This window comes from Providencia sp., from assembly GCF_052096715.1.
Taxonomy (GTDB): domain Bacteria; phylum Pseudomonadota; class Gammaproteobacteria; order Enterobacterales; family Enterobacteriaceae; genus Providencia.
In genome coordinates this window covers 1-14,171 of record NZ_JBQDNB010000005.1, presented here as the reverse complement: position 1 = coordinate 14,171, position 14,171 = coordinate 1, and the positions used below count along the sequence as shown (strand labels likewise).

14 protein-coding genes are annotated in these 14,171 nt (G+C 40.1%); 11 read left to right on the top strand and 3 right to left on the bottom strand.

The features are described 5' to 3' along the window. Positions 1-214 precede the first annotated feature (214 nt). Genes ACTH6U_RS05755 through ACTH6U_RS05730 form a run of 6 tightly spaced genes read left to right on the top strand, consistent with a single transcriptional unit; the run spans position 215 to position 6,044 of the window. Positions 215-1,435, top strand: coding sequence for an ABC transporter substrate-binding protein (locus ACTH6U_RS05755; RefSeq protein ID WP_441831796.1), 1,221 nt, complete (start codon positions 215-217; stop codon positions 1,433-1,435). A gap of 52 nt (positions 1,436-1,487) precedes the next feature. Next, positions 1,488-2,351 (top strand): carbohydrate ABC transporter permease, encoded by an 864-nt coding sequence (locus ACTH6U_RS05750; RefSeq protein ID WP_294107167.1) that lies wholly within the window; start codon positions 1,488-1,490, stop codon positions 2,349-2,351. 2 nt (positions 2,352-2,353) lie between these two features. Continuing rightward, on the top strand, positions 2,354-3,166 hold the full coding sequence (locus ACTH6U_RS05745; RefSeq protein WP_294107168.1) for a carbohydrate ABC transporter permease: 813 nt from the start codon (positions 2,354-2,356) through the stop codon (positions 3,164-3,166). Between the two features lie 12 nt (positions 3,167-3,178). Beyond that, positions 3,179-4,252 carry an ABC transporter ATP-binding protein gene (locus tag ACTH6U_RS05740; RefSeq protein ID WP_441831795.1) on the top strand — a complete coding sequence of 358 codons (1,074 nt, stop codon included), beginning with the start codon at positions 3,179-3,181 and terminating at the stop codon, positions 4,250-4,252. Beyond that, a complete protein-coding gene (locus ACTH6U_RS05735; RefSeq protein ID WP_294107170.1) occupies positions 4,242-5,018 on the top strand; it encodes an MBL fold metallo-hydrolase in 777 nt (258 codons plus the stop codon). The genes ACTH6U_RS05740 and ACTH6U_RS05735 overlap by 11 nt, the downstream gene beginning before the upstream one ends. A gap of 15 nt (positions 5,019-5,033) precedes the next feature. Next, on the top strand, positions 5,034-6,044 hold the full coding sequence (locus ACTH6U_RS05730; protein ID WP_294107171.1) for a LacI family DNA-binding transcriptional regulator: 1,011 nt from the start codon (positions 5,034-5,036) through the stop codon (positions 6,042-6,044). 56 nt (positions 6,045-6,100) lie between these two features. Here the strand turns inward: ACTH6U_RS05730 and mobB are convergent, their stop codons facing one another. Beyond that, complete coding sequence (gene mobB, locus ACTH6U_RS05725) at positions 6,101-6,625, bottom strand: molybdopterin-guanine dinucleotide biosynthesis protein MobB (protein ID WP_441831794.1); 525 nt, start codon at positions 6,623-6,625, stop codon at positions 6,101-6,103. Next, complete coding sequence (gene mobA, locus ACTH6U_RS05720) at positions 6,622-7,215, bottom strand: molybdenum cofactor guanylyltransferase MobA (RefSeq protein ID WP_336430766.1); 594 nt, start codon at positions 7,213-7,215, stop codon at positions 6,622-6,624. The genes mobB and mobA overlap by 4 nt, the downstream gene beginning before the upstream one ends. Positions 7,216-7,430: 215 nt before the next feature. Between mobA and ACTH6U_RS05715 the strand changes: the two genes are divergently transcribed. The 5 genes from ACTH6U_RS05715 to ACTH6U_RS05695 all read left to right on the top strand — a co-directional run bounded on the left by ACTH6U_RS05715 (position 7,431) and on the right by ACTH6U_RS05695 (position 13,099). Continuing rightward, positions 7,431-7,700, top strand: a complete 270-nt coding sequence (locus tag ACTH6U_RS05715) for a YihD family protein (protein WP_294107174.1) — start codon at positions 7,431-7,433, stop codon at positions 7,698-7,700. Positions 7,701-7,703: 3 nt separating this feature from the next. Continuing rightward, positions 7,704-8,702, top strand: a complete 999-nt coding sequence (locus ACTH6U_RS05710; RefSeq protein ID WP_294107175.1) for a serine/threonine protein kinase — start codon at positions 7,704-7,706, stop codon at positions 8,700-8,702. A gap of 32 nt (positions 8,703-8,734) precedes the next feature. After that, the gene (dsbA, locus tag ACTH6U_RS05705; protein ID WP_294107176.1) at positions 8,735-9,358 is read left to right on the top strand and encodes a thiol:disulfide interchange protein DsbA; all 624 of its coding nucleotides are present in this window, start codon (positions 8,735-8,737) and stop codon (positions 9,356-9,358) included. Positions 9,359-9,762: 404 nt separating this feature from the next. Beyond that, positions 9,763-12,561: a DNA polymerase I gene (gene polA, locus ACTH6U_RS05700; RefSeq protein ID WP_294107177.1), complete on the top strand. Its 2,799-nt coding sequence runs from the start codon at positions 9,763-9,765 to the stop codon at positions 12,559-12,561. Between the two features lie 490 nt (positions 12,562-13,051). Beyond that, positions 13,052-13,099, top strand: a complete 48-nt coding sequence (locus ACTH6U_RS05695; RefSeq protein WP_438361642.1) for a hypothetical protein — start codon at positions 13,052-13,054, stop codon at positions 13,097-13,099. A 114-nt stretch (positions 13,100-13,213) separates the two neighbouring features. Here ACTH6U_RS05695 and yihA read toward each other — a convergent pair whose 3' ends face one another. Further along, positions 13,214-13,825, bottom strand: a complete 612-nt coding sequence (gene yihA, locus ACTH6U_RS05690) for a ribosome biogenesis GTP-binding protein YihA/YsxC (protein WP_294107178.1) — start codon at positions 13,823-13,825, stop codon at positions 13,214-13,216. Positions 13,826-14,171 lie beyond the last annotated feature (346 nt).

Here is a 14,171-nt window from a genome sequence, read left to right as displayed (position 1 = left end):
TTGAGCATGTTAGCAATTCATACTTTGATAGCAATAGAGACATTAATAGTTATTCTTATAAAACCTTCATATCTCCGTCATGCCATTGTCATATTTTAAAAGTAGCCTGCGATTGCTAGGTTTGAACGCGCGTGCAGGCTATTTCATAAAAGTCGCATTTAAAACAATCACAAGAAAAATATTGCAAAAATACAATAGAGGTTAGGGGAAGAAAATGGTTAAACGCACATTATTGGTATCTGCCTTGATAGCATCAACATTTGGCGCAAGCGCCTCAGAGTTAGTGATTGCGGGACGTGACAGCAGTTACGGTGATGCCATGCAGTTTGTCGTTGATGAATATAAAAAGGCTAATCCTGAAGCCAATGTCACTTTAGTCAAACGTCCAAGCAAAGGCTTATATGAAAGCGTTGTGCTTTCAATGAGAGAAAAAACAGGAAGCTATGATGTTATCTTGATGGATGATACTTGGGCGCCTGAATTTCTTGCCAATAAATGGTTAACGCCATTGAATAAAAATTTCGATAGCCAAGATTTTATTCAAACTACGTTCGATATTGGCCGTTATCCAGATGTGAAAGGTGCGGCTTATGCGGCGCCAATGGTAGGTAACGTCGCCATGTTCGCTTGGAATAAAGATTTATTCGAACAGTATAAGTTGAAGCAGCCCCAGAGTTGGTCTGATGTACTGAACGCAGCCAAAACGATTAATTCAAGTGGAAATACTAATGGCGTTGTTTATCGTGGCGTCAAAGGAAATCCGATTGTTACTGGTTTTCTACCTATTTTATGGGGCTATGGCGGTGAGGTTGTAGATCAACATGGCAAACCTACTTTAAATACCCCTCAAGCCAAACAAGCCTTAGAAACATTTATTGCAATGAAACAGTATGCGCCAAAAGGCGTCGATGTTTATAACGCAGATGAAGTCCGTGATTCTTTGCAAAAAGGGACCGCAGCGATGGCCATTGAAGTATGGCCAGCTTGGGTGCCTGATCTTGATAATCCTAAAATATCAAAAGTGGTCGGCAAAATGGAAATGATGGCGCCCCCAGCTGAAGTGGGTAAGTCATCGCCAATGTTAGGGATTTGGCAGCTGGCTATTCCTGCGGATGCGAAAAATAAACTTCAAGCCGAGCAATTTTTATCCTTCGCAAGTAGCGCTCAAATGCAAAAGGCTTTGGCACTTAATTTTGGTATTCCACCAACACGCAACAGTGTCTATGCCGATCCACAAGTTGTAAGCCAATATCGTTGGTATCCACAGCAAGCGGAAGCGCTTCGTATGGGTAAGGCGCGCCCTCGTATCCAAAATTGGGCAGAGGTTGAAAGTATTTTGGGGGATTTCTTGCAGATGGCGATGATGGGGCAAATGACACCGGAACAAGCTTTGCAACAAGCACAAAAACGGATTGAACGTGCAACTAAGAAATAGTTGTTTTTGAGTAAATGGCGCTACATTGTGGCGCCTTTATGGATGGCTCTGTATGTTATTTGAAAACCGCAAACATTTGTTTTTATTATTGTTACCGGCATTGACCATTCTGGGTTTATTAACGCTATATCCAGTAATTTCTGTGATTTACAACGCCTTTGGGCAGATAGATTACATTAATGATAGCTACCATTTTATTGGGCTCGATAATTTCAATGAACTCTTTGATGATTTCTTCTTTTTAGCCGCGATAAAAAATACGTTTGTATTTACGTTAGTTGCCTCAATTGCTCAAGTATTGTTGGGATTGTGGTTAGCACTACTCTTTAATCGTCAGTTTTTAGGGCGCAAGTTCGCATTACCTATCGTTATCTATCCCATGATGCTCTCGACCCTTGTGTGTTCGTCGATTTGGCGTTCTTGGTATAACTATGATTTTGGATTTTTGAATAGTCTGTTAGTTTCCGTCGGTTTGCCTGCTCAAGAATGGCTGTTTAATCCAGACCTAGCCTTATACGCCATTGCATTGGTGGATACTTGGCAATGGACTCCTATGGCCTTTTTGATCATTTTAGCGGGATTGCAATCTATTCCTAAGGATATTGGAGAAGCGGCGATGGTGGATGGTGCAAAAGGGGGAAAAGCCTTTTTTTATATCACGTTGCCACTGATCAAAAAACAATTGATGTTAGCGCTTTTATTAAGATCGATAGACACCTTTAAATTATTCGACAAAGTGTATGTGATGACAGGAGGCGGGCCGGGAAATTCGACTGAGACTCTCTCAATGTTTGTTTATAAATACGGTTTTCGCTTTTTCGATTTAGGCATGGCAAGTGCTGCGGCTTTGGTGATGTTGGCAATTTCATTATTAATGACGCTAATTTATGCCAAAAATGTGATGAAGGGACGTTAATCATGAAAGTGAAAATTCACACAATAACTGTTTGGTTTGCCGTTTTTTTAGTGATGCTACCGATTATTTGGATGTTCGGTACTGCCTTTAAATCACCGACAGAAATACTGGGTTCAGGGGCAAACTTATTGCCACAACAGTTAAGTTTTTCATCGTTTGAACGATTATTAGATGGCAACGTACTAATTTTGGTTGGAAATACCTTATTGATTTCTATTGGTGCCACTGTTGTTTCCGTTATTTTGGCTTTTTTTTCAGCTTATGGACTGGTGCGTTATCGTTTCCCAGCAAAATTGGATAGCGTATTTTTGCTCGCTGTTTTGATAGTTAAAATGATGCCGCCGATTGTGATTGCTATTCCGTTATATTCTTTTATGAATGACGTGGGTTTACTAAATACTCGAATCGGTTTAATTCTTGCTTATCAGGTGTATACATTGCCTTTTTGTATTTGGATGTTGCTGGGTTTTGTTCGTGATATTCCACTCGAAATTGAAGAAGCTGGTGCAATGGATGGCGCTCATTTATTGAATCGGTTGGCCTATATTGTATTTCCACTTTGTGCGCCTGGATTAGTTGCTACCGCCATTTTTTCAATGATTTTAGGTTGGAATGAATTTCTATTCTCTTTGTTATTTCTTCATACACCGGACAAATTCACTATCCCACTTTTTATCTCTAACTTTATGACGGAAGACGGCACTGCATGGGGAGAGTTAATGGCTATCGGGATTATCTCTTCATTGCCTATGTTGATATTAGCGGGTTACTTGCAACGCTATTTATTACGTGGTTTTTCAATGGGATTGAAATAATAGGTATTTATCATGCAAAAGAACAAACAAAAATTAGAACTTGTTAATGTGGGCAAATGCTATGGCGCACAAACGGTTATTCACCAAGTTGATTTGAGTATAGATGAGGGTGAATTTGTGGTTTTTGTCGGACCATCGGGCTGTGGAAAATCTTCATTATTAAGAATGATTGCCGGATTAGAATCGATTTCTCAAGGTGATATTCGCCTGAATGGGCGCAGTTTAAATGGGGTTCACCCCTCATTACGCCAAGTTGCGATGGTATTCCAATCTTATGCGTTATATCCGCATATGAATATTGAAAAGAATATGGCATTCCCACTTAAAATGGCGGGTGTCAGTAAAGGCGATATTGCCATAAAAGTGAAGCAAACTGCGGAAAGTTTGCAGCTAACATTGCTACTTGGTCGCTTACCTTCTGAGTTATCGGGTGGGCAGCGTCAACGTGTTGCCATTGGCCGTGCATTGGTGCGCGATCCTGAATTATTCTTATTTGATGAGCCTCTCTCTAACCTTGATGCTAAGTTACGGGGAGAAATGCGAATTTATTTAAAAGAACTTCATCAGAATCTAAATGCCACTATGATTTATGTGACTCATGATCAAGTCGAAGCAATGACGTTAGCGGATCGTATTGTGGTACTCAATCAAGGCCGAATTGAGCAAATTGGCTCTCCTGAAGCATTATATCACCAACCTGCGAATAAATTTGTTGCCTCGTTTATTGGTTCTCCGGTGATGAATTTTATGTCCCAGCACGATATTTTGACGCTTAGTCCTCAAATTTTATTACCTCTACAAACACAGACAATTGGGATACGACCAAATCAAGTTATGGTTGACAGTCATTGTCCTGATGTTGTTATGCCTATATCAGTAGTGGAGCCTCTAGGTCATGCACGTTTATATTACGGTAAGCTACAAGGTAAAAAATTTGTGGTTGAAAGTCATGAAAATTATCGTGTTGGAGAGGGTTTACCCATTAATTTAGCGCACTCTGTTATGCATTTTTTTGATGAGCAAGATGCGCGTATTGAACTTTCATTATCAGGAGAAGCATTATCAGGAAAAGCGTATGTTGCCTAATTTTCAATTAACGGTGATCGGTAATGGGGATGCTTATGATAGCCAAAGGACTAATGCCAGTATTTTGGTACAAGAAAATGGTTATCAGTTATTGGTAGATTGCGGTCCTACAGTGCCGAGTCAGCTATTTAGCCAAATTCAGGTTGATGATTTGGACGTTATCTATATAACACATTGCCACCCCGATCATTGTTTAGGACTGACTTCATTACTGAATTGGATGGATTCTTATCGCCGTAAGCGTCCACTCATTATTATTGCTCAACAAGCGCAATGGGTAATTCTTGAACCATTAATTGCATTTTCACATTGGCCACAGGCAAGATTAGGCTTTGATATTATTCGACAAGATAGTGAGCAATTACAGAAAATTGGTCCATGGCAGGCCATGACAGCAATGACTCAGCATTCGGTGAGAAATCTCAGTTTACATTTAATTTCTCAATCTGGGGATCGTCTATTTTATTCGGGAGATGGACAAATTTCATCTGAAGGTGAGCAACTTGCTTTGCAAAGTGATTGGGTTTTTATTGAGTGTGAAACATTGGAATCTCACTATAGTCATGGTTCTTGGCATAGTATTCAACATTTACTCCAAAAAAATCAGTTATCAAAGTCGGACTGTCAGTGGCGGTTATATCATATAGATCCTAACTATCGTCAAGAGTTGAGTCAGCTTATTAGGCCCTATGATTTTATCCAACTTGCTGAACGCGGCGAGCAGTTAATAGCACCAATTCGATCTTTAAAAATCAAGTCAATTTAGGCGAATGGTAAGGTTATGATTTCAAGTAAAAAGGTAACTTCATCCGATGTTGCTGTTTATGCAGGTGTATCGCGCTCTGCGGTTTCTCGCGCGTTTACGGAAGGCGCGAGTATTAATCCACAAAAACAGCAAAAAATTTTAGATGCAGCGAAACAATTGGGTTATCAACCAAATCTCTTTGCGAGAACGCTAAGTACACCAACACAAAAACAACGTTCAAACCTTGTTGCTATTTTGATTAGCGATTTATCTAATCCTTATGAATCATATTTATTTGAAGCGTTATCAACGGCATTGCAAAGTCGGGGCAAACAGCCGATGTTGCTCAATGTGAAGCAAGCTGAAGACTTAGATAGTGCTATTTTGCAGTTATCTGGCTATCAAGTGGATGCTGTGGTCGCGGTTGTTGGTTCATTACCAGTAGAACATTTTAAGCAGTGTTTAAAATTATCCCTACCTTTAGTGACATTAGGGCGAACGGATGCGCAGGGAATTATCCCATCCATACAAACAGATAATATAAGTGCAGGAAAAATAGCGGCTGATTACCTACTTTCGTTAGGGTTAACAAAATTCGGTTTTATTGCTGGGCGAATTGATGGGCAAGCTTCAAATGAGCGTTTTACTGGATTTAAACGGCAATTATTGGATGCGGGAGTTGCAACACCACTCCGTTTAGAAGCCGGTCGCTATGGCTATCAGGCGGGGTTTGATATTGCTCAACAGCAAAGTACGCAGCTACGCGAGCTAGACGGTGTATTTTGTGCGTCAGATTCTTTAGCCATGGGTTTAATGGATTATTGTCGTCAAATTGACAATTTATACGTCCCACAAAAACTGAGAGTTGTTGGGTGTGATGATATTCCGATGGCGGCATGGCAAGGTTATCAGCTAACGACTATTGCCCAACCTGTAATTGACATCGCCGAGCAAGTTCTTAACTTGTTAGAGATAATATGGTGTCGTACTGAGCCTGTACCAAATATAATTAAATTAATGCCACAATTAAAAATACGTAAAAGCTAATCAACCGCTTATTTAATGAAACTGATTATAAGCGATTGATAGAAAATGTAAAAAACTTAGGGTTTTTGGCTTTTTTGCCACCAAGAAACAATGTAATCCGCGATTTGCTCTGGATTGTTGATATCTAATTGAGGTACATGAGTGTCAATAATTTCATTACTGGCGACGGCAACAACATATTGGTCAATCAACCCATTGAGTGGCTTGCCTACCTCCGATCGGAATAAGGCAATTTTATCGATCGTTTCGTGTTTGAATCCTTCGACTAAAATAAGATCTAATGAATCTGGATCAAATCGATTGGCTAAATAACGTAGATCCATTTCATTGTTATCAGGGGTTTCAGTCATGAGTGCCCAGCGCTGTTGACTGGCAACCAAGGTCTGATTTGCGCCTGCTTTGCGTAATTCGTAACTATCTTTACCCGGTTTATCCACTTCCATATCGTGATGAGTGTGTTTGATTAAACCGACACGAACATGACGTTGTTTCAATAACGGAATAATTTGCTTTAATAAGGTGGTTTTACCGGTGCCACTATAGGCCGTAATACCGAGAAGAGGTAGTGTGTTCTGGTTCATAATTGTTTTTGTTGTAACTCCCAATGACGGCTATCTTCCGGTGTATTTAAATTAGCAAACGATCCGGTTTCAGAAGAAAATAGGATCTTTTTAGCCTCCACCTCTTGCATAAACAGCATTAATTTACGATCGCCTCTAGCGAGATAGCTATCCAGTTGTTTTTGTAACGAGCGGTGAAGTAACGCAAATGTAGGATGCTCGCGTTCATTATCGCATGCATAACAAGCTAAATTATCTTCTTTTTCAGCAAACATTTTGGCAGCTAAATCAGTCGGAAAATCGGGCACGTCGCAAGGAACAAACAGTAACCAGTCTGTTTTCGCTTGATGTAGCGCGGCTTGCATACCTGCTAAAGGACCTGAAAAATCATTATTAATATCTGAAAAAACCGTTAACTGACTTTGGCGGTAGCATTCTTGATTACGGTTTGCATTAATAATTATTTGTTCAACTTGTGATTCTAATCGATTAATTATGTGTTGATACAAAGGCTTACCAAGTAAAGGGATTAGACCTTTATCTTGTCCCCCCATACGGGTGCCTCGCCCACCAGCGAGTATGACGCCAGTTATTGACTCACTAAATGACATATTCAATATCCTTGAATATCTTCAATAAAATGTTTCAACATACGAGAAAACATTTTTAGTTATAGTAATTGCTAAAATTTATTCTATTTTCCTATAAAATCAATGAATATTCACATGAATTAAAGCTAAACTTTACTTAGATTGACAACAGTTCGCTTTTTCTCTTGTATGATTATTGATAACTTGTACCCAATATTCGTGATAAAGGAATAAACATGAAATGCCATCGCTTAAATGAAGTGATTGAGCTTCTGCAACCCGTTTGGAAAGATAATTCGGATCTTAACTTAGTTGAATTATTGCAGAAACTTGCGGATGAAGCAGGTTTTAAAGGCGATTTATCTGATCTTACCGATGATGTATTAATTTATCATCTAAAAATGCGTGGAACAGATAGCAACGAAGCGATCCCTGGTCTGAAAAAAGATTATGAAGATGATTTTAAAACTGCGCTGTTACGAGCTCGCGGCATTATTAAAGATTAAGTCATGAAAGAGACAGTAGAGCACTCAAATTTCCATTTTCGTGGAATATCGCCAGACTTGATCTTAGATGCGCTAATGGAAGTCGGGATTTACCCAGAGTCAGGGCTAACAGAACTCAATAGCTATGAAAATAGGGTTTACCAGTTTCAGGACGAAAATCGACAACGATTTGTGGTGAAATTTTATCGCCCAGAACGTTGGAATCGTTCTCAAATTCAAGAGGAACATGATTTTACGCTTGAATTACGGGATGAGGATTTATCGGTTGCGGCGCCTCTCGAATTTGCAGGACAAACCGTTTTAGAATTTGGTGGATTTATGTTTGCTGTTTTTCCGAGTATCGGAGGACGCCAATATGAAACGGATAATTTATATCAGTTAGAAAGTGTTGGGCATCTGTTAGGCCGAGTTCATCAAATCGGTAAAAAAAGAAACTTTGCATTTCGACCTACCATGGGTGTTGATGAATATCTTTCCCAACCTCGGGATATTATTGTTGCTAGCCCGCTGATTACAGCTCGCTGGAAGGATAAATTTATCGAATCGCTAGATGCGCTGATTGCACAAGTAAAACTGCAATGGCCAAACTCGCATTCATTTATGCGCTTACAGGGTGATTGTCATCCGGGTAATATTTTATGGCGTGATGAAGCTTGGCTGGTGGATTTTGATGATGCACGTAATGGTCCCGCAGTTCAGGACTTATGGATGTTGTTAAATGGCTCACGCCAAGATCAAATTATGCAGTTAGATACGTTATTAGAAACTTATAATGAGTTTTGTGATTTTGATGTCAAAGAACTAAAGCTTATTGAACCGCTAAGAGCCATGCGCATGGTGCATTATCTCGGATGGATCATTCGTCGTTGGCAAGATCCTGCCTTTCCAAGAGCGTTTTCATGGCTACAAGCTGATGATTTTTGGCAAAAGCAATCAAACGAATTTGTTCAGCAAATTGCGCGATTGCAAGAAGCCCCTTTGCAGTTGACCCCTCAATTTTAATTAAAAAGTTTTATTTTTGGAGAGCGTAGTATATGAAAAAAATTATGTTGGCTTTGATTGGTATTGCCATGTCTTTTGGTGTATCTGCTGCAAATTACACGGAAGGTAAAGAATACACAGATGTAAAAGCATCAGTGCAAAATTTACCTCAAGTTCTTGAGTTTTTCTCTTTCTATTGCCCACATTGCTACCAGTTTGAAAGCGTTTATAAAGTGCCACAAACTGTTGCAAAAAATTTACCTGAAGGCGTGAAAATGGAACGTTATCACGTTGATTTTCTAGGTCCTCTAGGTGCAGAGCTGACTCAAGCATGGGCAGTCGCTATTGTTTTAAAAGCTGAAGATAAAGTGACTCCAATTCTGTTTGAAGGTATTCAAAAAACACAATCAATCAACAGTCCTGCGGATATTCGTAATGCATTTATTAAAGCGGGTATTTCTGGTGAAGAGTATGACGCAGCACTCAATAGCTTTGTGGTTAAATCTGTTGTTGCTAAGCAACAAAATGCAGCACAAGATTTAAAATTGCGCGGCGTGCCTGCAATTTTTGTTGATGGCAAATACCAAGTTCGTAATAACGGTATTGCTGTAGATGACGCGGCTAATTATGGCAAAGAGTTTTCAAGCGTTGTGAACTTCTTAGTGAATAAAAAATAGTGCAAAAATAGTGTGGTAAGTTAAATTTAGATGGCGGTGCTTATACCGCCATCGTTTCATTATTCTGCTATTCAATATCAATATCCACAATAACGCTGATCCCATTTATATGCGCTAAATCAATTAATCTTTATCTAAGTCATTGATTTTATTTTCTTGTTTAACTTGTTGTAAACTCTTTAGTTGTTGAATTTAATCAATAACATAAATTTACCCACATACTTATCCACAGATTAATACACATCTAAAAAGGTGACGCAGAGTGATTAATGGGGCAACTAGTCGTTTCGATAGTTTACTTTTATTCGCTAATTCGCGTTTCTTTTTGACTCTCTGAGTGTATCTGAAGCCACATTGTGGCATCCTATTGTCATTCGTTCCCGATAAAAAGATGATGACAGACTATGGCTCAGATTGCAGAAAATCCCCTTATTTTGGTAGATGGCTCCTCTTACCTATACCGTGCTTATCATGCATTTCCACCACTAACAAATAGTGCTGGCGAGCCTACCGGCGCAATGTATGGCGTGCTCAATATGCTTCGTAGCCTAATCATGCAATATAAACCAAGCCATGTTGCGGTTGTCTTTGATGCGAAGGGAAAAACATTTCGTGATGAGTTGTTTGAAAGTTATAAATCACACCGTCCTCCAATGCCCGATGATTTACGTGAGCAAATCGCACCACTTCATGAAATGGTGGAAGCGATGGGATTGCCGCTATTAGTTGTTTCTGGGGTTGAAGCGGATGATGTGATCGGTACTTTAGCGCGTGAAGCTAGTCGAAAAGGTATGTCTGTTCTGATAAGTACAGGCGATAAAGATATGGCGCAGTTAGTAGAGCCTAACATCACGCTTATCAATACGATGAATAACACCATCCTAGGGCCTGATGAGGTCAAAGAGAAATATGGTGTACCACCAGAGCTAATTATTGATTTCCTTGCGCTAATGGGGGATTCATCAGATAACATTCCTGGCGTTCCCGGTGTGGGTGAGAAAACAGCGCTCGCACTCCTTCAAGGGATCGGCAATTTAGAATCTATTTATAACGATCTTGATGCTATTGCGCCTTTGGGTTTCAGAGGATCGAAGACGTTAGCGCCAAAAATGGCTGAAAATCGTGAATTAGCTTTTTTATCTTACCAATTGGCAACTATCAAAACAGATGTTGAGCTGGATAAATGTTGTGAAGAATTACAAGTCACCCCGCCTGATGTAGACAAACTTCACCAATTATTTGGTCGCTATGAATTCAAACGCTGGTTAGTAGATGTAGAAAATGGCACTTGGATGGATGGCAAAGGGGGAGGAGGGAAACCGCCTGCTCGCAGTCCGGCTGATATTAAAACTACCACAACGCCGACGCCGGTTATGCCAACGCTCAGTGCAGAAAATTATCAAACTATTCTTGAAAAAGCCGATTTTGACCGTTGGATTGAAAAATTAAGTTCCGCGTCATTATTTGCTTTTGATACCGAAACTGACAGCCTTGATACCCAAGAGGCGCGCCTTGTGGGGATGTCTTTTGCAATTGAAGTGGGACATGCAGCCTATTTACCGTTAAGTCATGACTATCTTGATGCACCAGTGCAATTGCCACTTGAAGATGTGCTTGCGGCAATGAAGCCACTTCTTGAGAGTGAAACTATTCTTAAAGTGGGCCAGAATCTAAAATATGACGCTGAAGTGTTGGAAAACTATGGTATTGAGCTCAAAGGAATAGCTTTTGATACCATGTTGGAATCTTATGTGCTTAATAGTGTGGCTGGCATGGGACGTCATGATATGGACAGCCTTGCAGATCGTCATCTTAATCACAAAACGGTGAGTTTTGAAGAAATAGCCGGTAAAGGTAAAAAACAACTGACATTTAATCAGATTGCATTAGAGGAAGCGGCAAATTATGCGGCGGAAGATGCTGATGTGACATTACTTTTGCATCAAGCGCTGTATCCTCAATTAGAAGCAGAGCCGAAGCTTTCTCATATATTTCACAATATCGAAATGCCGCTTGTGCCTGTATTAGTCAGAATGGAACGTAAAGGTGTTTTGATTGATGCTAACGTATTAGCGGCACAATCGAAGGTGATCACCGCACGTTTAGCGGAATTAGAAAAAGAGGCATTCGAATTAGCTGGGGAAGAGTTCAACCTTGCATCACCAAAGCAACTACAAGTTATTTTGTTTGAAAAGCTGCAATTACCAGTAGTTAAAAAAACGCCAAGCGGTGCCGCTTCAACTAATGAAGAGGTACTTGAAGAGTTAGCGGTCAACCATGCATTACCTAAATTGTTACTTGAGCATCGCAGCTTAGCGAAGCTGAAATCAACGTATACAGATAAGCTGCCATTGATGATAAACCCAAGAACGCAGCGTGTTCACACTTCTTATCATCAAGCGGTAACGGCCACGGGACGTTTATCTTCTCGTGATCCTAACTTGCAAAATATCCCCGTTAGAACCGAAGAAGGTCGTCGTATTCGCCAAGCATTTATAGCTCGTAAAGGTTATAAAGTGATGGCGGCGGACTATTCGCAAATCGAATTACGGATTATGGCGCATTTATCTCAAGATAAAGGGTTGTTAACGGCATTTGCAGAGGGTAAAGATATCCATAAGGCGACTGCTGCTGAGGTATTTGGTGTTCCTCTTGACGAGGTTACCAGTGACCAACGTCGTAGTGCAAAAGCGATTAACTTTGGCCTGATTTACGGCATGAGTGCTTTTGGCCTTGCTCGCCAACTCGGTATTGCTCGTGGTGAAGCGCAGCGCTATATGGATCTCTACTTTGAACGTTACCCAGGCGTATTGCGTTATATGGAAAACACCCGCTTGCAAGCTTCAGAGCAAGGCTACGTTGAAACACTTGAAGGCCGTAGACTCTATTTGGCAGATATTAAATCAAGTAACGGTATGCGCCGTAAGGCCGCAGAGCGCGAAGCGATTAATGCTCCGATGCAAGGGACTGCTGCGGATATCATCAAAAAAGCGATGATTGCGGTTGATACCTGGTTGCAAACAGAGAAACCTGATGTAGATATGCTAATGCAAGTTCACGATGAATTGGTATTTGAGGTGAAAGAATCTGAACTTGAGCAAGTACAAGCGAAGGTGAAGGCATTAATGGAAGCAAGTATGACGCTTGATGTCCCGTTAAGAGTGGATGTGGGTGTGGGTGATAATTGGGACGAGGCGCACTAGTTCTTATTTACTCGTCATACTTCGAGCTGTAGCCGCGTTGGCTGCACTCGGCTACTCGGGTCACATACTTGTGTATGCTCCCCGAGGTATCCTTGTTTGCCGCCTTGATACAACTCGAATTATTTAGAGTAAATGGAAGTTATGTTTACAATTATTCAATTATTCAATTATTCAATTATTCAATTATTCAATTATTCAATTTCTAATTCTCATCTCAGTGAATGTAATTATTTTTTCTCCACTGTATTTTCCTCTCTTATTCTTCTTAATGTTTAGATAAAAACACTTGATTTTCCAATGAATATCAAAATATCACATTACATATTTATGCGACGTGAATCTCATAAATATGTAATAAAAATACATTTTTTTGATGTTTTTTCGTTTAAATTCTTGCTGAATCGTAATCAGCATTGAAAAAAAATTACAAAAAGGCTTTTTTTCGAGCTGAAAATAAAGTAGAGTAATTGACGTAGGGTACAGAGGTAAGATGTTCTATCTTTCAGACCTTTTACTTCACGTAATCGGATTTAGCTGAATATTAGCTGCTCCAGTCAAAGTTTTTGACTGGAGCATTTTTTTATCTAAAATTCAGTAGGTTCGCTAATTTGACCGTTGCACGCCAAATTGACGCACAAGGTAGGTGTCAGTATTAAACGGGGGTGCTATACCAGCTATCAAGTTTGATACGAAGTTTATCGATACCAATTTTTTTCAACGCAGAAAAATATTCGATTTCAATATCGCCACCTAATGGCGCTAATGCTTGACGAACATCGATCAATTGTTTTTTTCTTGCGCCAGAAGCCAGTTTATCCGCTTTAGTTAATAATACTAAAACAGGCACTTCCATCGTGACAGACCATTGAATCATTTGCATATCAAGGTCTTTAAGTGGATGACGGATATCCATCAATACAACTAATCCTTTAATACACTCTCTTTTTTGAAGATATTCACCCAGTGCATGCTGCCATTTGCGTTTCATTTCTTCAGGAACTTCGGCATAGCCATAGCCTGGAAGGTCAACAAGGCGAATACCTTCCTCAACCTCAAAAAGGTTGATTAGCTGAGTTCTTCCTGGCGTTTTACTGGTACGAGCCAAGCCTTTTTGTTGTGTTAGCGCATTTAAAGCGCTCGATTTTCCCGCATTTGAGCGGCCTGCAAAGGCAACTTCAATACCCGTATCTTTCGGAAGATGGCGAATATCGGGTGCGCTGATGACAAATTTTGCCATGTGGTAGTTATGGTTTTTAATGACCATGTGTCATTCTCCCTGAGTTAGCCTCAAAAGGCTGGAGGATTATAGCGCAAACTATCTCTTCGTCATACTTCGAACTGTCTCCCCCGTCATACTTCGAACTGTAGGGGTGTTGGCATCATTCAGCTATTCGAGTCACATACTATTGTATGCTCCTCGATATATCTTCATTCGCCGCCTAACTACAACCCGAACTACAGTCCGAATTATTTAGGGGGAATGTTGATATTTGCTCAGAACTTATAGGGAGATGTTGGTATCATTCAGCTATTCGAGTCACGTACTGTTGTGTGTTTGTAGTGGCATAGTTAATTTGGTCACCAAGTCAGAGGTGATATCATCACCTCAT

What these genes read in the sequence shown, in the direction of transcription:
- ACTH6U_RS05755 (WP_441831796.1), top strand. Translation starts at nt 215, where the DNA reads ATGGTTAAACGCACATTATTGGTATCTGCCTTGATAGCATCAACATTT.
- ACTH6U_RS05750 (WP_294107167.1), top strand. Translation starts at nt 1,488, where the DNA reads ATGTTATTTGAAAACCGCAAACATTTGTTTTTATTATTGTTACCGGCA.
- ACTH6U_RS05745 (WP_294107168.1), top strand. Translation starts at nt 2,354, where the DNA reads ATGAAAGTGAAAATTCACACAATAACTGTTTGGTTTGCCGTTTTTTTA.
- ACTH6U_RS05740 (WP_441831795.1), top strand. Translation starts at nt 3,179, where the DNA reads ATGCAAAAGAACAAACAAAAATTAGAACTTGTTAATGTGGGCAAATGC.
- ACTH6U_RS05735 (WP_294107170.1), top strand. Translation starts at nt 4,242, where the DNA reads ATGTTGCCTAATTTTCAATTAACGGTGATCGGTAATGGGGATGCTTAT.
- ACTH6U_RS05730 (WP_294107171.1), top strand. Translation starts at nt 5,034, where the DNA reads ATGATTTCAAGTAAAAAGGTAACTTCATCCGATGTTGCTGTTTATGCA.
- mobB (WP_441831794.1), bottom strand. Translation starts at nt 6,625, where the DNA reads ATGAACCAGAACACACTACCTCTTCTCGGTATTACGGCCTATAGTGGC.
- mobA (WP_336430766.1), bottom strand. Translation starts at nt 7,215, where the DNA reads ATGTCATTTAGTGAGTCAATAACTGGCGTCATACTCGCTGGTGGGCGA.
- ACTH6U_RS05715 (WP_294107174.1), top strand. Translation starts at nt 7,431, where the DNA reads ATGAAATGCCATCGCTTAAATGAAGTGATTGAGCTTCTGCAACCCGTT.
- ACTH6U_RS05710 (WP_294107175.1), top strand. Translation starts at nt 7,704, where the DNA reads ATGAAAGAGACAGTAGAGCACTCAAATTTCCATTTTCGTGGAATATCG.
- dsbA (WP_294107176.1), top strand. Translation starts at nt 8,735, where the DNA reads ATGAAAAAAATTATGTTGGCTTTGATTGGTATTGCCATGTCTTTTGGT.
- polA (WP_294107177.1), top strand. Translation starts at nt 9,763, where the DNA reads ATGGCTCAGATTGCAGAAAATCCCCTTATTTTGGTAGATGGCTCCTCT.
- yihA (WP_294107178.1), bottom strand. Translation starts at nt 13,825, where the DNA reads ATGGTCATTAAAAACCATAACTACCACATGGCAAAATTTGTCATCAGC.